This is a genomic window from Pedobacter sp., from assembly GCF_040513095.1.
Classification (GTDB): Bacteria; Bacteroidota; Bacteroidia; order Sphingobacteriales; family Sphingobacteriaceae; genus Pedobacter.
In genome coordinates, this window is record NZ_JBEVDX010000066.1 from 1 (window position 1) to 22,411 (window position 22,411).

Below are 22,411 nucleotides of genomic sequence, written 5' to 3' on the forward strand. Positions count from 1 at the left end.
AACCGTCACTGGTAGGGTAGATATAAAATTTACCTGTTTTTTCGGCATACAAAATATCCGGATCTGCATAGTAACCAGGTATTGCAGCGTTGTGATTTTCCTGCACGATCACCTCATAATTTTGTTTTTTACCATTGATATCTACGGTATAATTTACCGGCCCATGGCTGAAATCCTGTGCTGTTGCAGGGCTGATTGTGATGCCCGGAAAAGTAGTAAATTGAGGATTGAAGGCAGTTAATTTTGTCCCCGGCATAACTGGTATGTACGCCTTTTTGCCAGCAGTATCGAAGAATATATTAATTTTTTTGACCTCTTTGGCCTGTGCAGCAAGGATCATATCATCTGCGTTCATCCAGTGGGTTGCCAGAGTTTTTGCTTCTGCTGCTGTTATAGGCATTACCGTACCATGTCTGGGACGGAAGTTCATCGCAATTTCGTCATCTATCGCAGTAAAGTGTTCCAGGTCTTTACTTCTTGTAAACTGATATTTCCCTTCTGTATACCTGTCATACATCAGGATATAATCGTCGCTGTTATTTAATTTAAAAGTTCCTGAACCTTCAACCGGCGACTTGGTTTGCTGTACATAGCGGTCTATCAAAACATAACCTTTCGTTAGCTCATTTGAAACTGCAATCTTAATCCCTGCTCCTGAACCCTCAGTTTTAAAAAACATATAATACTTGCCGTCTTTAGCTACAATATCACCATCTATGCATGCACCGTGATCTTCCTTGTAAAAAAGTTGTTTAGGAGTCGTCTCTAATCCCGTGAAATCCTTGTTGGCATAAGCATAATAAATTTTATCAGGATCTTTTCCGGTGCGCATGGACCAATAGATCATATATTTTTTAGCCTGTGGATCCCAAATAGTCTGTGGTGCCCAAACCCTGTTAACAGCAGCAAATTCTTTAAAAAGCGCTGGAACATTAACAACATGAGATTCCCAGTTAATCAGGTCTTTCGACTTTAAAAGTACCATTCCTGAATCTGGTGTATCCCAGCCATATTTTTCTGTATTCATATCGGTAGCAACCATATAAAAGGTTTTACCGTCTGCCCCACGTAAAATGTGCGGATCACGCACGCCTCCGGTAGCACTCATTTTTGCAGGATCTAAAACCGGCTTATTCTGATTCAAGGCCCTGTAATGATAGCCGTCATTGCTCAATGCAAAACGGATAGCCTCCCCGCCTTTACCGCCAATGAAGTAGGTGAACAGGTATGCAGAAGTTTTACTTTTTTCAGAATTACGTATAGCCTGTGCATTCGCCATATTCAGTGAGCACAAAACAAGAAAGAGACAAAAAATCCCTTTCAGCCATTCATTTTTTAACATGGTATATTATTTTTGGTTGTTATCGGTTGATTATTATTATTCTATTACCATTACAAAGCCACCCTGCTGTGGCATAACTATCTTCTGCACTCCGCTTGTTTTTCCAGTTTCTGTATGGAAGCCCAGCTGACCATCCCCATTAGCAATCACTGTACTTTTCTTTCCAAAAGGAAGTGTACTGAACTGAACAGTCTTTTCTGCGCTGTCACTGTTGATACCGGCAATGTACCATTTGTTGCCAGACTTACGGGCAAGTACCAGATACTTTCCGGGATAGCCATCGATAAACTTAACATCATCCCATTTTGCAGGCAGAACTCTAAGAAACTGCTGTACATTTTCGGGTACATGAGACATACCCTCCGGCGACTCAGCATAATGCTGGATACCACTGAGAAAAACTACGGAGAGCGCCAGTTCAAATGCACTGGTGGTTTTCCTTTTGATCTTGTTGTTGATCTTATACAGGTTCATTGGGGTATAATCCATCGGATCGAAAAGATTGCGCGCAAAAGGTACTGTAGCACAAATCTCCGCTTCACGATCGGCTTCAGCCTGCTGGAAACTCACATTTTCGAAACCACGTACTGCCTCTGTAGTCATCAGATGCGGATAAGTACGTGCCCATCCACGTGGAAGCGTAGCGCCATGGAAATTTACCATCAGCTCATACTTTGCTGCGTCTTGCAGGATATCAACATAATATTGCATCACAGATTGCCCATCGCCGCCAAAGAAGTCGATTTTCACTCCTTTGATGCCCATATCATGAATTCTTGAAAATTCTTTTCTACGGCTCTCCTTTGTCAACAGCAGATTTTTCGGAGTGTATTTCACCGTATTCCAATCACCGGCAGAATTATACCATAACAAAATGCCTACATTCTTCGACCTGGCATAATCGGCCAGTTCCTTAATTTTCTCATACCCGATCTTGCGGTCCCAGTCTGCATCAATCAGGCAATACTCCCAGTGCATAGCAGCGGCAAAATCTATATATTTCTTTTGTTCATCATAAACAATGTAATCGTCTTTAGACATGATCCAGCTCCAGGATGCCTTTCCCGGTTTGATGAATGCTGTATTGGAAACAGCCACCTTTGGAGAAAAATCTGTACCGGCAGTTGATTCCATTACAGTTTTTAAACTTCCCAGGGCAATAACCCGCCATGGAGAAGAAAAAGGCATTTTTCCTGTTGGCAAATAGCCTCTTCCGGTGTAGATCTCCCGGGGATCGGGAAAGCCTACGGTAAATTTGCTGTCTCCCGGATGCGAGATTAAACGTGTTGCGCAGTAAGTTCCGTCTATACCAGCCTCAGTAATTGCCAGCCAGTTGTTTCCTTCTTTCAGCAATGCAGGGTATACCCATCCCCTTTTCACAGAATCCGGTATATCAGCGATCTTCACTGACTGGCGGTAATGTTCTTCATAGGCAGGATTACTCTGCTCCCAGCCGGATTTCGCTTCCTGCATAGGCTGCAGCCAACTGAGGGTATTCGCAGGTAACCTGTATTCTGTTTTTTCTTCATTGATGGTGATTGTTTCCAAGCTTTTGCCCGGCAAACTGTATTTAAACGCAACAGCATCATTGCTCAGCCGGAAGGTGATGATCAGCGGTTGCTGTTGTGCATTGACCAGTTTCAGTGTTCCGGTATTCTGGATGGAAGTGACGCTGGATTTTTTACCGGAAGTAAGTTTATACTGTATTTTTTCTCCTTTAGTCACAGCAGTCGAAACGATTTTCATGTTTTCATAAAAATCGCCTTTGCTGGTACTCAAGCCCAAAACAGAAGGAAGTACAACAGGATTTTTACCATTGAAAATCTCATAGAAAACTTTCCCTTTGTTTGCGGAGAGCTTCACAGCAATCTTCCCGTCAGGACTATTAAACACAATCTGTGCGGCCGCATGCTCTAACATTGGCACCAGCAGTGCCAAAAGCACCAGCATTTTTTTTATCATACCCTAAATATTACTTATTATACGTCAATAAGACGTTTAAGATAGGAGGATTAGGGATAGGAAACAAAAAAATATATGATCAGCAGGAGATTAAAAGTATTTTGTTCAGGGAAGTAGCGTACTGTATACGTACTGCTAGCGATGTGATAGCGCTTATACCAACTAGTTGAAATAAGCGCTATCACATCGCTAGCAGTACGTTAATGCTGCGCTACTTCATAGACTAAGCTATAAAGCAGGCTTTTCCAAAGTTCCCTTCCCCTGGCTAACCAAGAGGTTGCTTTCGCACTTGCAAATTCTGTTAACCATTTAGTGCTGCTTTTCCTTATCCGCTTCAATTTTTCATAAAATGAAATGAAAAATGGCCGGTCATACCGGACAATAGCGGACAATAACGGAAGAATCCGGCCAATAAAAGCCACGCTAAAGAAAACACATACGGTTCGCACAATGCGTGCTTATCTTTGTGTCAGAGTTTCATGCATTAATGCAGGCGAACATCCCCGTGAAGGTATTGCCAAAATTAAGACAAAAAAAATGGCAGATTCTCCCGGCCGGAAACAACAAGCGGAGTTAGGCTCTTTGACATAATCAATTTTATTCTAGTTCCCTGCAGAAGCTTGTTCAATGTCTTTCAGGCTGCTCATTTTCTTGTAAGCAAGGAAACCCTTAATGTCTTCGAAATGCTCGCGGACACGTTTGTTCCCAAACTCAAATACTTTTTTAGCCAGGCCGTCAAGGAAATCACGGTCGTGAGATACAAGAATAAGCGTTCCGTCAAAATCCTTCAAGGCATCTTTAATGATGTCCTTGGTCTTCATGTCCAGATGGTTGGTCGGCTCATCAAGAATCAACACATTTACCGGCTCCAACAGCAGTTTGATCATTGCCAAACGCGTTTTCTCACCACCTGAAAGCACTTTTACTTTTTTAGTAGTATCGTCGCCGCTGAACATAAAAGCACCCAGAAGGTCTTTGATTTTTATACTTCCATCGGTCAATGGAATCTGATCAATGGTTTCAAATACGGTTAAACTCTCGTCCAGCAAAGCTGCCTGGTTCTGGGCAAAATAACCGATTTTGGCATTGTGGCCTACCTTTAAACCACCCTGGATATCGATTTCGCCCATAATTGCCTTGATCATGGTAGACTTACCCTCACCATTCTTTCCTACGAAGGCTACCTTTTCTCCCCTTTCGATCACCATAGATGCTTTTTCGAACACAACGTGATCTCCATAAGCTTTGGTCATATCTTCAATGATCACCGGGTATTGACCTGAACGTGGCGAAGGTGGAAACTTAAGACGCAAGGCCGAGGTATCCACTTCATCGATCTCAATTACAGGGAGTTTTTCGAGCATCTTGACCCGGGACTGCACCTGGAGGGTTTTAGAATAGGTACCTCTGAAGCGATCTATAAATTCCTGATTGTCCGCAATAAAGCGCTGCTGCTCCTCGTATGCTTTTAACTGGTGTACACGCCGGTCTGCCCGTAACTGCAGGTAATGGGTATATTTGGCCTTGTAATCGTAGATCCGGCCCATGGTAACCTCAATTGTACGGTTTGTGATGTTGTCCACAAAAGTACGGTCGTGGGAAATCACGATCACCGCCTTAGCTGAGTTCATTAAAAACTCCTCCAGCCACTGGATGCTTTCAATATCCATGTGGTTGGTAGGCTCATCCAGTAATATAAGATCAGGTTTCTTTAGCAGGATCTTGGCCAGCTCGATCCTCATACGCCATCCACCAGAGAATTCTGATGTTGGACGGTTGAAATCTTTGCGTTCAAAACCCAGCCCCTTTAACACTTTCTCAACTTCAGCATCGTAATTGACCTCTTCCACTGAATAGAAAGTCTCGCTCAGTTCTGATACGCGCTCTATAAGCTTCATGTAATCGTCGCTGTCATAATCAGTCCTGACAGTGAGCTGCTCATTCAGTTCGTCCAGTTCTTTTTGCATGTGCTGCATGTCCTGAAATGCCTTTGACGTTTCTTCAAAAACGGTGACATCATCCTGAGTGAGCAGATGCTGTGGCAGATAAGCAATTACTGCATCCTTTGGACCTGTTACGTTTCCGGAAGTAGGCTTCGTAGCACCGGCGATTATTTTTAACATGGTAGATTTACCGGCACCATTTTTACCCATCAGGGCTATTTTATCGTTTTCATTGATCGAAAAAGTGACGTCACTAAACAGTGTTGTTCCACCAAAGGAAACGGAGATATTATTTACATTAAACACGAAATGCGGAGATTAAGTTAAGCCACAAAGATAATGGAATTACACTGTCTCAACAAAATTACAGGTGAATACCTTATCCCTTTCATAATCAATCATTAAACAATATTATATTAGTAAACGTATTTTGTTCATCCAGCCCTAAAGAAATTAGATGAAGTCTCCCGCTACAGCATTTACCCTGGCATTTATTTTAATAATCTGTTCCTTCCAATACAGCTATTCTCAAACTTCAAACCTTGAACCCGCAAGGATTGCTGTAGATCTTGCACAGAAAAAAGCACCTATGAAGCCGGTATGGGCATGGTTTGGATATGATGAGCCCAACTATACTTACATGAAAGATGGCCAGAAACTGCTGACTGAGATCGCTGCATTAAGTAAAGGCCCGGTCTATGTACGTGCCCACAGCCTTTTGGTTACGGGCGACGGAGTAGCTGCACTGAAATGGGGATCTACAAATGCCTATACTGAAGACGTTCATGGAAATCCGGTTTACAACTGGAAAATTATAGATAGTATTTTTGATACTTATGTAAAACGCGGGATGAAGCCTTTTGCACAGATTGGTTTTATGCCTCAGGCATTGTCTACACATCCCGAACCCTACAGGCACTACTGGAAGCCCGGCGACAATTACGACCTGATCATGACGGGCTGGGCATACCCTCCGAAGGACTACAATAAATGGGGAGAACTGGTATATCAATGGGTAAAACATAGTGTAGAACGTTATGGAAAAGCAGAAGTTGAAAGCTGGTACTGGGAAGTATGGAATGAGCCTGCCTATTACTTTAAGGGTAGCCGTCAGGAGTTTTTTAAACTGTATGACTATGCAGCCGCAGGATTGAAAAGGGCTTTGCCTACTGCCAGAATTGGTGGGATGAATGTCGCCGGAACAAAAAGTAAAAAATCACAGGAATATCTGAATGAGTTTATACAACACTGTATCAGCGGCACCAATTACGCTACGGGCAAAATCGGCTCTCCCCTGGAGCTTGTAAGCTTTCACGCCAAAGGAGAGCCAAAACTTGTTGATGGCATTGTAAGGATGGACCCAGCCCCCCAACTGAGAGATATCGCCACCGGTTTCAGGATCGTAGCCTCCTACCCTCAGACCAGAAATCTGCCCATTATCATCGGTGAATCTGATCCTGAAGGTTGTGCAGCCTGTGGAATGGCGACCAATCCGGAGAACGCTTATCGCAACGGAACGATGTATTCCAGTTATACGGCTGCAACTTTCGCCCGTAAATACGAACTGGAAGACCAATATGGAATCAACTTTCTAGGTGCAGTTTCCTGGTCTTTTGAATTTGAAAACCAGCCCTGGTTTTACGGATTTCGCGACCTGGCAACCAATGGTGTAGATAAGCCTGTGCTGAACGTATTCAGAATGTTTGGCAAAATGAGTGGTGACCGCGTAGCAGTGCAGAGTAACCGCATGTATTCCCTGAAAACTGTCATGGATTCAAGCATTCGTGGCCCGCAAACTGATATAGGTGCTTTGGCGTCAAAAGATACCAGAACTGCAGCTGTTATAATCTGGAATTATCATGACGAGGACAAACAAGGCCCTGCAGAACCTGTCAGCTTGAAAGTCGATCATATTCCAGCTAAGACTGTCGCCATGACCCATTACCGGATCGACAGCAAACACAGCAATTCATATGAAGTATGGAAAAAGATGGGATCACCTCAAAGTCCAACGAAAGCCCAGATTGCAATACTGGAGAAGGCAGGACAATTGGAAATGATAAGTGGAGCACAAAAGCTAAAAGTAGACAATAACAGCCTTATTTTAGATTTCACCCTGCCAAGACAGGGAGTATCGTTGATCAAACTGGATTGGTAAATCTAAAGTCCCTCAACGACACACGGATAGAAGAATTTAACAATTTTTAACAACAAACAAGTCTTTAAAGAAATAACTTGAGCCTCTCAGGAAAACAAGGGCGCGAAATAACATCCACCTTTGTACAATAGCTATGATTATTTAATCTGGCAAAAACAAAAGGGAGGAAAAAATCATGTTAAAAAAACTTTCAGTATGCACTCTGGCCTTGCTAAGCCTGCTATTGACTATCTCGTGCAAAAAAGATTATGAGTCAGTTGAGGATCTGGATTCAAAAAAACTAACTGATTATATCTCCGGAAACAGCCTCAACCTGATGGTTGAAGGTGAAGACCGGACGGGTTATTATTATCAGATATTGAGTCCCGGAACGGGAGAACTCCTGAAAAACACAGATTCTGTGCTCTATGATATCCGGATAAAGGGATTGGATAATGAAAATATTTACTACGATTTACCAGCGTACGCTAACAGAGGTACCCATGTTGGTTATACAGATCAGATAGCTCACTATTATATTATCTATACGGAACCAAAACAGTGGAGAGCATCTGTCAAATCCATACCTGCAATACGTAACACTATACTAAAATTGAAGAGAGGCGGCTCTGCAAGGATCCTGCTGCCTTCCTATCTGGGTTACGGGAAAAATGGTACGGGTAATATTCCTTCCAATCAAAATCTGGATATCACACTTACCCTTTATCAGGACACATCCCAGATGCAGCGTGACGACAGGCTGATACGGGATTTTATAACAAGTAAAGGACTTAAGGATATGAAAAAGGATCCCTCTGGTGTATGGTATTACGCATCTTCAGAAGGAAGTGAGCTCCCTCTTATCACAGAACAGTCTACCATCCAGACTTCATATACAGGCCGGTACACGGATGGAACCGCTTTCGAAACTGTTAAGGATGCTACTTTTGACCTTAGTCCTGATTCAAGAGGAATCCGAACCTGGATCAATGGCTGGAGGAAGGTATTGCCGGGGCATGTAAAAAAAGGTGGAAAAATCCGAATGATCATTCCGTCACGCCTTGCTATGGGACAAACAGATCTTAGGGATGAACTTGGCAATCTCCGCATTCCTGCAAATGCGATCCTGGATTTTGATGTGGAAATCCTATCTGTAAAACCCTGAAAATATGTATTTAAGATCATCGACAGACTGGCTTATGAAAGCAACACCTGCACATGCTGATAGAAAAGTTAAACAAACAAATAAAACAGATCTTGAAGAATTTATGCAGCAGAACTTCAGGCTCAATATTAATGTCAAAGAAATGGCCTCTCTAACTGGCCGCAGCCTCGCTTCCTTTAAAAGAGATTTCAACAGGACTTTTCATCAATCCCCCAGGCGATGGGTTCAGCAAAGACGACTTGAAGAGGCCTTTTACCTGATTAAAGAGAGCGGCAAACGTCCCTCAGAGGTTTACAACGAAGTAGGTTTTGAAACGTTCGCACATTTTTCATTCGCATTTAAGCAGTACTTTGGGCTGAGCCCCTCAAACGTTTAAAGCTCCTCAGGCCAGGGGCCTTTTTTTGTCAGTGATCCACTCGCTCCATGATCCTGCATAAAGTTTTGGAAAAGCCTGACGGGAGTGCACAAACAAAAGGATATTAAATGCCGCAGTTACACCAGAACCGCAGTAAAAAACAGCATCCACAGGTATTTCCTTAAAGTACTCATCAAGTTTAGTCTCGTCGTCGATCATTCCCTCAGGGTTGAGCAAGCTGTTGAAAGGTTTTGATATTGCTGTAGGGATGTGACCTGCAACCGGATCGATCGTTTCATTCTGTCCCTGGTACCTGTCATTTGTACGGGAGTCTATGATACAGCTGCCAGCCTTTGAAATTTCTCCCAGTACATCATCCGACTGAACAAGAAATGCGTCGTTGAAATTAGCGGAGAATTGTGTTTCAGGCCGCTCCGTCTCTTCTGAGCTTAGTGGAAAACTGCTTTTCTCCCAATAACTTTTACCTCCCGATAAGACCGCTGCATTTTCATGTCCACTCCATTTTAACAGCCACCATAATCTGGCTGCTGCCATCGCTCCGGATTGCATGTCATAGGCTACCACCTGAGTGGTAGGCTCAATACCGAAACGTGACAAGGTAGCGATCAGCTCTTCCTTTGCAGGCAGAGGATGACGACCAGTTTGTCCCGGAACAATTGCTCCGGAAAGATCATCATGCAGATCGGCGTAAATTGCACCCGGGATATGGCTTTTTTTGTATTCTTTCAGACCCCACTGCCCATCAGCCAATGCATAAGAACAATCTATAAACAGAAAATCAGGGTTTTCCAGATTTTCTTTAGCTTCTTCTGCTGTAATAAATGTTGTGTATTTCATGCTGATCTGATGTATAGTTTCTGTAATAAATGTCTGACTTCTCCGGATAATGAAAGCAAATTTAATATTTAGTAATGTATTGGCAACATGATTATGATTTGTACAGGCAGCTACCGGCAGATTATCATATTGTGTATAAATTAATTATTATTAAAATTATACACGCTCATGTTTTACTATTTTATTGAAAACAGCATCATAAAAACGGATAAATTCATCAATTAGTATCTCTATAGTAAACGTTGTAACATTTACCCTTTGAACTCCAATATATTTTATTTAGTATTGCGACTCAATTTAGACTGATTAAAGATAAGGACAAGAATGAGAAAAATTTTACTAAAGCTCCTCACTATTGCCGGGATTCTCCTGGGCATACTGAGTGAAAACGTACAGGCACAGACGACGAATGAACTGGTCATTGAAGGCAAGGTTGAAGATGAAAAAGGAAAACCGATTCCGAATGTATCAGTAAGGGTTGAAGAACTAAAAATCAGCACTTCTACAAATGCACAGGGGCACTATATATTGAAATTAAAACCCGGTAAATATGCTATCAGGTTTAGCTTTATCGGCTATCAGCTCCTCATAAAAAAAGCAGACCTGACTAACGGAAGTCTTCACAATTTTAATACGTTTCTATCAGAAGACAGTGGCCAGCTTCAAAATGTTGAAATTACAGGAAGGAAAGAAAGATCATACAGGGCAGCTGGTACATTCTCGGGATCGAAAACCGAAACAGCCCTGAGGGATATTCCACAGGCTATCAGTTATGTCACAAAAGAGGTTATCGAAGACCAGCAGGCCTTTCGCCAGATCGACCTGATCAAAAACATGAGTGGTGTAAACGCGTTTTCAACTTATGATAATGATATCGTTATCAGGGGATTTCGCGCATCGAATTCATTAATCAACGGATTGAGAACTATTTCTAACGGATGGAGTTCTTCCCTACTGCCCTATGTAGAAAAAATGGAAGTGATCAAAGGCCCTGCCTCTGCCTTATTTGCCAATACTGATCCGGGTGGTACGGTGAATATCATCACAAAAAAGCCCTTGAATGAAGACAGAAAATCGGTGATGCTTTCTACCGGAAGTTACAATACTACCAGGATTACTACCGATTTTACCGGACCATTGGACAGCGCTAAAACATTCCTTTACAGGCTAAACCTGGCTTACCAGAATGCAGGATCGTTTCGCTTGCTGCAGGGCAGCGAGGATATTGTGATCGCTCCTTCATTCTCCTTTATACCAGACGACAAGACCAAGGTGAATTTTGAACTTGTATATTCTAAAACCAATGGCCGTTTAGATCGTGGACAGCCTATATTTGGAGCAACAGCAGGTTCTGGCGCCGAGCTGCTGTACAGTACACCTATTTCGTTTGCAATAGGAAAAGACAATGATTTCCTCAAACAGACAAATCTGTTCTCTACGATCTCCATCCAGCGTAAAATAGCTGACAAACTCAGTATCAACGCTTCCTATATGAAATTCTTCTGGAAAGAAGATCTGATGGAGCACAGGACATCAAATAACTATGCGGTAGATGCAGCAGGTGTACCTATTCCCACACTGATGGAGATGCGTGCATCAAGAAGATACACGACCAACAATACGGATAACCTGACGCTATATGGTGCTTACGACCTAAAAACTGGTCCGCTTACGCACAAGGTCTTATTTGGATACGACTATATCCAGAGTGCTTTTCCGAAAGATAACAATTCTTCGATCAGTGCCCGGGGATACCGTAATGCAGCCAATACCGGGGCAATTAATTCTTATAACGCGGCAAATAGCAGCAGGTACCTGATCGCCAATAACAGACCTGTACCTAATGTTCCCCATTTCGATCTTACAAACCCGGATTACTCATTTGCACTGATGAGCGATTACTTTACCACTGCAACCATCAATGAAAATACGCCTAGTAAATACTATGTAAATGGAGTATATGTTCAGGATCAGATCAAGTGGAACAAATTCCAGCTTTTGCTGGCGCTTCGCAAGGAGTATTATGTTGACCTGATTAATGCAGGAGAAACCGACGAGCAAAAAGTGGAACAATCGGCTCTGCTACCAAGATTTGGATTAGTTTATACGCCAATAGAGCCCCTGAGCATTTACGGAACTTATACGGAAAGTTATCAGCCGCAAGGAGCTTCTACTGTAGGTAATGCAGCTATTTATGGTGGTCCCTTCGACCCATTGCAAGGCAAAATGATTGAGGGTGGGTTGAAAATGGAACTTTTTGAAAAACGACTGGCGGTTAACATTGCAGCCTACCGCATTGAGGAGAACAATATCCTGATCAATGCTAATGACGGTGACAACCCAGATTTGTTACGCCAGGTTGGTCAGCAGCGTTCCACCGGCATTGAAACCGATATCTATGGTTCTGTTAATTCAAATCTGAGTATCCTTGCCAATTTCTCCTACAATAAAGCAATCATCACGGAAAGTGATATAGCCTCAGAAGTTGGAACGCTAATGCCGAATGCACCACGCTCACAGGGCAATATATGGGCCAAATATGTATTTACAGGAAGAGAAGTTAAAGGATTAGGTATCGCTGTAGGAAGCAACTACGTTACTAAAAGAAATACGCTTAATCAGGCATTACAGCTCCCGGGATATACTTTGCTGAACGCAGCACTTTCCTATTCGGTGAAAAAGTTCAAAATGGCTGTGAACTTTAATAATATTTTTGACAAGACACACTGGATCGGTGGATATGATTTCAACAGGTTGTTCCCCGGAACGCCGAGAAATTACATGACGAGTATCGGGTATACATTTTAGTATTTCCTGATTCATTTGAACTTGCTGAAGAGAGCCTGTGTCCATTGTGACTGCAGGCTCTTTTGGTTGAATAAAAGCGCGTAACTTCTGCATTTAACGGCCAAAAACGTTAAATTTGCAGCATGAGTACTGCCAATACTATCTTTGATAAGATCCTTTCATTTATTGACTATACCAACCAGAATATTTTTCTCACAGGAAAGGCAGGAACAGGAAAAACCACGCTACTGAAAAAAATCAAAGAGACGAGTTCCAAAAAGATGGTCATCGTCGCTCCTACCGGAGTGGCTGCCATGAATGCCAAAGGTACAACGATCAACTCTTTTTTTCAGTTGCCTAGCGGCTCTTTCTTCCCCGGAGACATCAGCCTTCAGAATCTGCAGGCAGGTTTTATGTCCATTCAATCTTTGGTTTCAGATTCGAGCTACAACAGGGAAAAGATGAACCTTTTCACTGAGTTGGAGTTGCTGGTGATTGATGAGGTATCAATGGTCCGCTGCGACCTGATGGATGTGATTGATTCCATATTACGATTTGTGAGGAAGAACAACGCTCCCTTTGGTGGCGTACAGTTACTCTTAATCGGGGATCTTTACCAGTTGCCCCCGGTGATCAAAAGAGAAGACTGGGCATTCTTAAGAACAGCCTATGTTTCGCCTTATTTTTTTGACAGCCACGTTATCAGCAGATATCCTCTTTTACAGATAGAACTGACTACCGTTTTTCGGCAGACTGAACCTGAATTCATCAATATCCTGAACTCTATCAGAAATAACCAGATTGACGACACAACACTAAATTTGTTGAATCAAAGGTATAATCCGCAATTTACGGCCTCAGAAGAATTAAATCCGATCATCATCACCTCGCATAATGCGGAGGCAAGTGCTATAAATAAAGAGAAACTTGATGCCCTTCCAGGTACAGAATATACCTTTGATGGCGAATTGAGCGGAGAGTTCAGGGAAGCAGGATTGCAGGCAGAACAGGTGCTGAAACTTAAAGAAGGTGCCCAGATCATGTTTATTAAGAATGACACAGGTGATTTCCGTAAATTTTATAACGGCAAGATTGGAAAGGTGAAGTCTATCCGTGACGGCGAGATCTATATCTCCTTCCCTGATAATCCGGATTTACTCCTGGAAAAAACATCATGGCAGTCTTTCGAATACAAAACAGATCCCGAACAAACCATTGTTCAGCAGCAGGTGGGGGAATTCTCTCAGTATCCTATCAAACTGGCCTGGGCAGTAACAATCCATAAAAGCCAGGGATTAACATTTGACAGTGCTATAATCGACGCAGGAAAATCATTTGTTGCCGGCCAGGTTTACGTGGCATTGAGCCGCGTAAGAACCCTAAACGGACTTATCCTCAAATCTAAGATCAACACGGAAAGTTTGAGATCAAACCAGGAAGTGATTGCTTATATGAAACCTGCAAGGGAAGAGGATATGGATCAGATTATGGTTACAGAACAGGAAAAGTTTATTCTTCAGCTGGTTCTGAACAATTTTTCTTTCAACCAGATGCTGATCGGACTGGATGCGATCCTTGCCAATGCAGAAATCGTTAAAACCAATCTTCCGGAATTCAGGGCTTTGCTGGCTCAGCTCAAAAAATCGGTGACTGACCTGATGGGTGTATCAGAGCGCTTCCAGAACCAGGTGAAAAACCTGCACAAAGACAGTGGTTTCAGGGATCAGGAGGCATTGCAGGCCCGCATTGAATCTGCAGTTGCTTATTTTACGAAAGAGATCAATTCATTGCTGTTGACGCAGGTCAATAAAAACATTCGTATCAAGCCAAAGAATAAGTCAGAACAACAGATACAGCATTCCTTTCAGAAATACAGGACAATTATTGAAAACAGGATGAACCTGCTGCAGCTGTCTGCCACATTATTAAAATCCCCTGTTCAAAAGGAAAACTACACTGCCTGGATCAGTAAACATAAATCACAACTACTGATCAAGCCGGATGTTTCAGGCACTGGCCAGCAGGCAGCAGCAAATAATCTTCAGCTGTTTTAACAGCCTACTTAAAGAAATAGCTAAGATGAAACAGCGAAGCGAATTTAGTTCCGGGAGTAAAAGCAATCCCGTCAACCGGGCTTTCCCCTCGTAGCCGTGTGGTAGTCTCAAACTGCGTTTCTTTCCATTTCACATTGAACAGGTTGCTTACTGTTAGCCCCACTTCATACCTTGGCTTTGTATAATTGAACACCAGGTCGTTGATAAAATATCCTTTGGCCACCAGGCTGTTGTCCTCATTTGCTGGTCGGTGTGCTAAATAACGGTAACGCAAACTGCCATTAAATCCGCTCTTCAGGATATAAGTCAATCCGCCGGTGCTGCTCCAAACCGGAGCGAGTGGAATATAGTTTTCGCCCTTTGGATCATCCATTGACCTGCCGTGGGCATAGTTCACATCCACATCAAAGTATAATTTGCTAAACGGCTGATAACGTGTAGAAAGATCGAAGCCAATCCGCTGAGTACGCCCGCTAAAATCCACTGTACCGCCATCTCCTGAATACACATATTCTTTCTGCAGGTAACTGTACCATACAGCTGCATTGATGATCAGATTTTTCACCGGCTTAAATACTGTTCCCAGATCAGCGCCATACAGGGCAGGCAGCTTTTTATAACCTGTTTCTGCTACCACTACACGAGCATCATTTGAATGGAAACCCTTGCCCAGCGACGCATAAAACTGGGTTTTAGCAGAAGCCTGGTAGTAGAAGTTGATCTTCGGACTTACGGTATTATTATTCGCTTTATAGATTCCTGCTCCATTCAATGTGCTGTCGCCCTCTAATTTGTTATTGTACTGATAATAAAACTGATCAAACCGCAGGCCTGCATTTATAGTAAACTTTTCACTGAACCTTAAAGTTTCGCTGAGATAGGCACCTGCGCTGAATTCCCTCACATCTCCCAGTTTAACGGGGTTCAGCAAGGTATAACGATTGATGGTATGGGACAGTTCTGAACCAGTAGTTAGGTCAAGACGGGCGTTGATTCCAAAATCTGTAGAAACTTTGATATTTCCCAGGTAACTTTCATGCTGATAGCTGCCCTTGTAGCCATATAAATTGCGCGACTCCCGCTGTCTGATTTCATCACCATTCAGCGTATCAACCAGGAAAAAAGTAAAGTTGGTGTGCAGGTCGAATTTGTACTTTGAATAGTATAACTGATTTTTTATAATGTCATGATTGGCAAGTGTAGTTAACAACTGGGCATTCACATTTGTACGCGATGTTACTCCTCCCTCATTCGGATCTAAAGCTCCATAGTAAGGTACTACACCGGCATCAACAGCACTTTCAGGAATTTGTCCTGATGCATCCCATTTACTGTACATTGTAGAAGCAGATGCAGTTAGCCAGGTATTTTTAGACAGCTGGCCGTGATATTTGGTAAAAAAGTTGAAGCGCTTGAAATGTTGCGGATCTACAAAATAACTGTCACTGTAGCGGTATTCTGATGCAGCATACCAGGAATGCCCTTTTGTTTTTGCTTTCTCCGTCAGCAAATTCATCATCCCCATTATCCGGTAAGTATTAAACTGCCCTCCTTCAACTTTGAAGGTATTATTACTTATGGCATTGGAAGTGTGGAAATCCACAAAACCTGTCGTGGCGAAATCACCTTTTTCTGCATCATAAGGCCCTTTTTTATAAGTGGTCCCAGAGATCGTTTCCGGAATGATAAAATGGCTGTCGGCATAACCCTGCCCATGGGCATGTGAAACCAGGTTAATTGGCATCCCGTCCACATTTAAACTGATGTCAGTACCGTGATCATTATCAAAGCCACGCAGAAATATCTGTTCGGCCTTCCCTCCACCCTGATGCTGGCCGATAAATAATCCGGGCACAATGCGCAGTACCTCCTGCGAATTTGAGATGTTCCTCATTTTGATATCAGATTCACTTATCATTTTATAAGGATTAGTCGAATTGGCGGTGATCACTACATCAGAAAGCTGGGTTTGCTTTGGCACAAGGGTTAAGACCTGTCCATTGAAAAAAGTACGCAGCGGTAATACTATCTTTTGATAACCTATGCCGGATATAGTTATCATTTTTGCCGAAGATGGTATCTTTTTAAAAAGGAACCTTCCGTTTTCATCTGTAATATCAGTCTGATTTGAAGGTGAGAGAACTACAGTTACGCCATTGACCGGGAGATGAGAGGCACTGTCGGTGACTTTGCCCGAGAGGTCTTTTTGCTGCGCAAAGAGTGGTGTAAAAGGTAAGAACAGGAATAAAATAAGTAGGTGTTTCTTCATGTATTTTTTCTCGCGTATGTTTGGCTTTGCGTAGTGCTTTTGTATAGCAAAACCATTAAAAAAAAGCGCTCTGCTTCAATTTTAAATGCAAACGTCGGAAAAATGAAAGGTATATAAAAAGAGAACGCAGTCTTCCAAGAGGACCGCATAATAATTGTTAAACCTGACCTGAGCTTCATACCGCGAAAGCATTGCCAATTCAGTAAGGGCAGGTATCTGACTTATAACTTTACAGTTATTTACAGTTGCGCGACAGCCCATGATTTTCACATGGTTCCCTTTAGTATACAGCTATGTATACCCTTACCGGTTGATAAAATTTTAGTAAAGAACTGAGATTATTTGAGCGTATGCTCCAATAATCAGCTGCGAATGTACAATATTTGTCCGTCTTTCCAGAAAGAAAGAAAGAAACCCCTGATCGTCATATTGGAAATTCAGGGGTTCTTAGAAATTGGATGTTCGGTTCTACTGATAACCAGGATTCTGGATATACAACCCAGGAGTTGTCTGTAATTCGGTTGCTGGTACAGGATAGATCACGTAGTTAGGTACAATCTCATTGATTTTAGTGATTGCATCAGCTGTACGCCAGGCATTCATTTGCGTAACAGCCAGTCCTTCCCTAACCAGGTCATTCCAGCGAAGACCTTCTCCGAGGAATTCACGCTGGCGTTCTGCCATTAGTGTAGCCAGCGTAACGTTGGATAATGATCCTATACCTGCCCTTGTACGCACTTTATTTACAATAGCATCAACATCTGCCTGAGTTCCCGGAGCTCCGTGAAGAATACATTCAGCCTTCATCATCAGCACATCTGTATAGCGGAGTACAATGAAATTGATCGGCCAGTCCGTACCGGCAGTTCCCTTTTTACTGATGTCAATGTATTTTTTGATAAATGGTCCCACTGTGTAGGTAGTGGCAACATTAAACGTATAACGTGCATCCGTACCGCTAACAGTATTGGTAGTGTATGAATTTTTTAGGCTGGTAGTTACCGGAAAGGTACTTGCGCCGTATCCGTTACCGTAACTATTGGATATACCCTGCCCTGTCCAGTAGGCCACAGGCACCAGGTGCGAAGGGAAACTTGCCCCGTTCAGACTGCTGGCAAACTGTACATCAAACACGACTTCGCTGTTGTTCTCATTGGAATAAGAGAAAATTGAGCTGTAACTGGCACCAAAACTGTAGGGACTGCCTGTGATAATCTCGTCAAACAGCGCCGCCGCTTTACTGTATTCATTGCTGTTTAATCCAGGTCCATCCACACCATAAGTCGGTCCTGATTTAGTCAGATAAACGAGTCCCAGCATACCTTTGGCAGAATAGGAAGTTGCCCTCCCAAGATCGGCTCCGGTAAAACTGGCAGGCAGATTTGCAGCAGCATAAGTAAGGTCACCCTCTATAGCAGCATATAATTCCGGAACAGTGCTTTGTGGAATACTATTCACTTCAGCAGCAGTTTTAGGTGTAGTAATCAATGGCACCTTTCCATATAAACGCACAAGCTGGAAATAATAAAACGCACGAAGGAATCTGCATTCTGCAGTATACCTCGTCACCAAAGCAGCATTGCCGATGACGCTGCCTTTGGTTTCCAGGGCCTGTAATACATTATTGGCATTGAAGATACCATTGAAGTTATTCCTCCAGGCATTCGTGACAAAGCCAACTGTGGTGATGTTCGGCGTAAAATTGTTGATGCCGTCCCAATCTCTGTTACCATCAGATGTAGCATTGATATTGTCGCTTCTCATTTCGCCCAGCCAGAGGGCCTGACTTGGATAGGTACTCAGTTGTGAATAGGCTCCGTTTACAGCCTGCAAAAAGTCATTGTTATTGGTATAGAAGTTTTCAGTGGCAACACTTGACACCGGGGTTTGATCCAGTTGTTTCTCGCAGCTACCCAAAAGGAGAAGCAGAGGGATAAGTAATAAGTATGTATTCGTTTTCATAAAATTAAAATTAGAAGCCAAAGTTTACACCAATAGAAGCTGTCTTGCTCAAAGGCATAGAACCATAATCTCCGGAAACAGCATAACTGGTATTTCCGCTTACGTTAGTATTCTGTGCTTCGGGATTGGCACCACCCTTGTATTTATCATGTGAAAAATAGTTTTCCAGGGAAATATACACTCTCGCAGATCCTATGGATGGGGTTTTAAATAATTTCTTCAGGTTGTAGCCCAGTGTGATGTTTTGTACCCGGAAGAAATCAGTAGAGTAAACCCAGTCCGAAGTTACCTGTGGATAAGTATAGGTTGCACCTAATTTCCCCCTTGGGGCATCCGCATCGGGATTCGCCGTGCTCCAGCGATCTCTCCATACACCCAGCACATTTGCAGTGGTACTTCCTGAAAAATCTATCGCCCTGCCCAAATAAGAAAGTATTGAACCTCCGTGCTGACCATATAACTGAACGCCCAGATCAAAGTCTTTGTATTTGAAAGTATTTGTCCAGCCCCAGGTATATTTCGGCGTTGGCTGTCCACCTATCACCCTGTCTGCGGCGGTAATTTTACCGTCACCATTGGCATCCAGGTATTTGGCATCACCCACAGTTTGATTGGCTAGTTTGGCCACTGCCGGATTAGCTATATCTGCTGCCGTCAAAATCCCGCTGACTTTAGTAATGTAATAACTAAATGCAGGCAAGCCTTCTCTTAACAAATAAGGAGCATTACTGCCACTGTATGCTGAAGCAATCTCAATATCAGCATGCGTAGGACCAAGATCAGTCACGTTGTTTTTGTTGAATGCGATATTAGCGTTCATTGACCATTGGAAATCGGGTGTTCTTACATTGACAGTATTCACACTGAATTCCAGGCCCTTATTTACAACAGCACCTATATTCTGCAGACTGGTAGTAAATCCACTTGCGGCAAGCACAGGCAGGTTTAACAAAAGGTCTGAGTTTTTCTTATGATAAGCGTCGAAAGTAAAATTGATCCGGTTTGCGAATAAACTCAGGTCCAGACCGGCATCATATGTACTTGAGGTTTCCCATTTTAAGGCACTGTTAGCTAAGCCGGAGACTACCTGTCCGCTCGCAGTAACTGGTGTATTCCCACCAAAAACGTATCCGTTGCTGCTTAAAGTTGGGATAGAGTTATAGTCCCCGATGTTATTGTTACCGGATTTACCCCAGCTCAGTCTCAATTTTAAGTCGCTGATCTGTTTGATATCCTTCATGAAGGATTCCTGGGATATTTTCCATCCTGCCGAAACTGAGGGAAATGTTCCCCAGCGGTTATCTGAGCCAAATTTTGAGGAAGCATCCCGTCTTACAGTTCCCGACAAAAGGTATTTGTCTTTGAAGGCATACTGCACCCTGCTGTAATAGGAGAACAAGGTATTGTTGGTCTCTGTAGATGTACCTGTTGTGGTTACCCCTGCAGCATTTGCAATTGCATTATTCAGTGTGGTTACCAGGTTATTTGCAAAACCTCCTGCAGTAGCTAAACTTACGCCCTCGGTATGCACAATGTTATAGGACACCCCTCCAACCACTGAGATGGTATGGTCTTTGGCAATCGTAGTGCTGTAATTTAAAGTATTTTCATTCAGGAAATTCTGTTTTTTATTGACAAGGTACGCCCCGGTAGAATACAGACCCGGATTGGTAAAAATAGCTGTTGCAGCACCTACTGTTACCTGATCGGAGGTGAAACGTTTTGTATTCCTGTCGACGTTGTCATAGTTGACTGTTGATTTGAGGGAAAGACCTTTTGCAATCTCATAGTCCGCATATACAGAAGTGAGCAATCTGGAAGTTTTAATCTTATTGATTGCTGTTTCCAAATAGGCATAAGGACTAATCAATCTTGGGCTTGACCAGGTATAGGTAGGATTACCGTAGGCACCAGTATTGATTCCTGCAGAACTTTCTACTACCGGAACCATTTGTGTAAGATTTTGGAGCTGATTGTCTTTACCTTCCGCGGGAGGTGAATTGTTGATGGAATACGATGGCGCAAGGTTAATTCCAAACTTCAGCTTTTTGCTGGCATTGGCTTCAATATTGGCCCTTAAGCCGTAGTTTTTATAATTGGAATTGATAAGTGTACCATTTTGGTTGAGATAATTTCCGGAGATAAAGTACCGCACATTTTCCGAACCGCCACTGGCAGACATTTCGTAGTTCTGATATACTGCTGCACGGTAAACTTCATCCTGCCAGTCTACGTAATCCAGACCGGGATGACCTGGAACGGCCCACCTCGGGTCTGTCATATATGTTGTATTGATTACACCGGGAGTTCCTAAGATCGCTGCACGCTCAGCATTGGTTTGCGTTGCGGTTCTTCCGGTACCAGAAGCTACCCAGGCATTGTTCGCCAGCTCCGTAGCTTGCGCAACCCACTCATCAGCACTCAGTAAATCTACTTTTCTGGAAACTTCGGCCACACCCGTATTAGCGTTAAAACTGATCTTGGCCTTGCCGGCAACACCCCGTTTCGTGGTGATCAATACTACGCCATTCGCAGCGCGTGATCCGTAAATAGCACCCGCAGCAGCATCTTTGAGTACCTGTACACTTTCGATATCATTTGGGTTTAGGTTATCCAGCGGACTGTTGGAGATTGCACCTGAAGAAGACTGACTGGCAACATCCAGCGGAAACCCGTCCAGTACATACAGGGGTTCGTTCCCAGCGGTGATCGAACCTGTTCCACGCACCTGGATACTTAATCCTGCTCCGGGCATTCCACTTTGCTGTCTTACCTGCACACCGGCCATCTGGCCAATAAGTGCCTGTTCTACCCTGGCTATTGGTTTTTCCTCTACATTTTTAGCATCAAAAGACGCGACAGCGCCAAGGACGTTTCCTTTCTTTTGCGTACCATAACCTACTACCACCACTTCATTCAGATCACTTTGATCCGGAGACAGGGTAATGGCTAAGGGCTGCCCGTTATAAATTACTTCTTTAGTCTTGTAACCGATGTAAGTAAACACCAGTGTGGGTTTATCTTCGGCCGAAACGATCTGGAAGTCACCATCACTATTGGTAGAAACTACTTGTTTGGCGCCTTTGATACGGATACTCACACCCGGTAAAGGAAGATTTTTTTCATCAGTAACTTTTCCTTTGATAGCTATATCACGAATGGCCGCAGTTTTTGAAATGGCCACCAGATTGCCATCCATTACTTTGAACGTAAAGCTGTGCGGCTGCAGAATTGTATTCAGCACATCTTCTAAAGAAGCATCTTTGATATTAATACTGATTTTTTCAGTTGAAGGAAAAAGATTGTTACTGTACACAAATCTGTAATTTGATTTTTTCTCAATGGCTTTCAGTGCAAAATCAGGACTTGCATTCTTCAGCGCAATGGTAATTTTATTCACCTGTGCGGTTACATTTGCTGAAACCTGTACCAATGAGGTAAGTGTAAATATTGTGGTTAACCTGAGCAGGAGAAAAGTTTTTGATAGCATCAGGCCATGGTGGTCCTTACCGGACTTTCCGGTTTTTTTCATAAATTTAATAAGATTAAGTGAATTATTAGTCCGGGTGCAACGCCA

The 22,411-nt window shown here is 43.0% G+C and carries 12 protein-coding genes and 1 riboswitch; of the genes, 5 read left to right on the plus strand and 7 right to left on the minus strand.

Translation table 11 applies throughout. The annotated features are described in order from the left end of the window. The 3 genes from ABWY16_RS08680 to ABWY16_RS08690 all read right to left on the minus strand — a co-directional run. Window positions 1–1,342, minus strand: a 1,342-nt coding sequence (locus ABWY16_RS08680) for a glycoside hydrolase family 43 protein (RefSeq protein ID WP_353904250.1), incomplete at its 3' end; no start/stop codon positions are given. 36 nt (window positions 1,343–1,378) lie between these two features. Beyond that, the gene (locus ABWY16_RS08685) at window positions 1,379–3,304 is read right to left on the minus strand and encodes a glycoside hydrolase family 97 protein (protein ID WP_353904251.1); all 1,926 of its coding nucleotides are present in this window, start codon (window positions 3,302–3,304) and stop codon (window positions 1,379–1,381) included. Between the two features lie 602 nt (window positions 3,305–3,906). Continuing rightward, a complete protein-coding gene (locus ABWY16_RS08690) occupies window positions 3,907–5,553 on the minus strand; it encodes an ABC-F family ATP-binding cassette domain-containing protein (RefSeq protein WP_353904252.1) in 1,647 nt (548 codons plus the stop codon). 151 nt (window positions 5,554–5,704) lie between these two features. Between ABWY16_RS08690 and ABWY16_RS08695 the strand changes: the two genes are divergently transcribed. From ABWY16_RS08695 to ABWY16_RS08705, 3 genes are all read left to right on the plus strand, one after another. Next, complete coding sequence (locus ABWY16_RS08695; RefSeq protein ID WP_353904253.1) at window positions 5,705–7,405, plus strand: GH39 family glycosyl hydrolase; 1,701 nt, start codon at window positions 5,705–5,707, stop codon at window positions 7,403–7,405. A gap of 175 nt (window positions 7,406–7,580) precedes the next feature. Next, the gene (locus ABWY16_RS08700) at window positions 7,581–8,549 is read left to right on the plus strand and encodes an FKBP-type peptidyl-prolyl cis-trans isomerase (RefSeq protein WP_353904254.1); all 969 of its coding nucleotides are present in this window, start codon (window positions 7,581–7,583) and stop codon (window positions 8,547–8,549) included. Window positions 8,550–8,553: 4 nt separating this feature from the next. Next, complete coding sequence (locus tag ABWY16_RS08705; RefSeq protein ID WP_353904255.1) at window positions 8,554–8,925, plus strand: helix-turn-helix domain-containing protein; 372 nt, start codon at window positions 8,554–8,556, stop codon at window positions 8,923–8,925. Window positions 8,926–8,931: 6 nt separating this feature from the next. Here the strand turns inward: ABWY16_RS08705 and ABWY16_RS08710 are convergent, their stop codons facing one another. Then, on the minus strand, window positions 8,932–9,762 hold the full coding sequence (locus tag ABWY16_RS08710) for a sulfurtransferase (RefSeq protein WP_353904256.1): 831 nt from the start codon (window positions 9,760–9,762) through the stop codon (window positions 8,932–8,934). Between the two features lie 324 nt (window positions 9,763–10,086). Here ABWY16_RS08710 and ABWY16_RS08715 point away from each other — a divergent pair, with 324 nt between their 5' ends. Beyond that, a complete protein-coding gene (locus ABWY16_RS08715) occupies window positions 10,087–12,570 on the plus strand; it encodes a TonB-dependent siderophore receptor (RefSeq protein WP_353904257.1) in 2,484 nt (827 codons plus the stop codon). A gap of 122 nt (window positions 12,571–12,692) precedes the next feature. Beyond that, the gene (locus ABWY16_RS08720; RefSeq protein ID WP_353904258.1) at window positions 12,693–14,603 is read left to right on the plus strand and encodes an ATP-dependent DNA helicase; all 1,911 of its coding nucleotides are present in this window, start codon (window positions 12,693–12,695) and stop codon (window positions 14,601–14,603) included. A 4-nt stretch (window positions 14,604–14,607) separates the two neighbouring features. On the opposite strand, the gene ABWY16_RS08725 is transcribed toward ABWY16_RS08720, so the two are convergent. The 3 genes from ABWY16_RS08725 to ABWY16_RS08735 all read right to left on the minus strand — a co-directional run bounded on the left by ABWY16_RS08725 (window position 14,608) and on the right by ABWY16_RS08735 (window position 22,366). Next, on the minus strand, window positions 14,608–16,872 hold the full coding sequence (locus ABWY16_RS08725; protein ID WP_353904259.1) for a TonB-dependent receptor: 2,265 nt from the start codon (window positions 16,870–16,872) through the stop codon (window positions 14,608–14,610). 190 nt (window positions 16,873–17,062) lie between these two features. Beyond that, a riboswitch (cobalamin riboswitch) is annotated at window positions 17,063–17,192 on the minus strand. Window positions 17,193–17,340: 148 nt separating this feature from the next. Next, entirely contained in the window at window positions 17,341–18,834 is a 1,494-nt protein-coding gene (locus tag ABWY16_RS08730) for a RagB/SusD family nutrient uptake outer membrane protein (RefSeq protein WP_353904260.1), read from the minus strand. A gap of 10 nt (window positions 18,835–18,844) precedes the next feature. Beyond that, the gene (locus ABWY16_RS08735; RefSeq protein ID WP_353904261.1) at window positions 18,845–22,366 is read right to left on the minus strand and encodes a TonB-dependent receptor; all 3,522 of its coding nucleotides are present in this window, start codon (window positions 22,364–22,366) and stop codon (window positions 18,845–18,847) included. Window positions 22,367–22,411 lie beyond the last annotated feature (45 nt).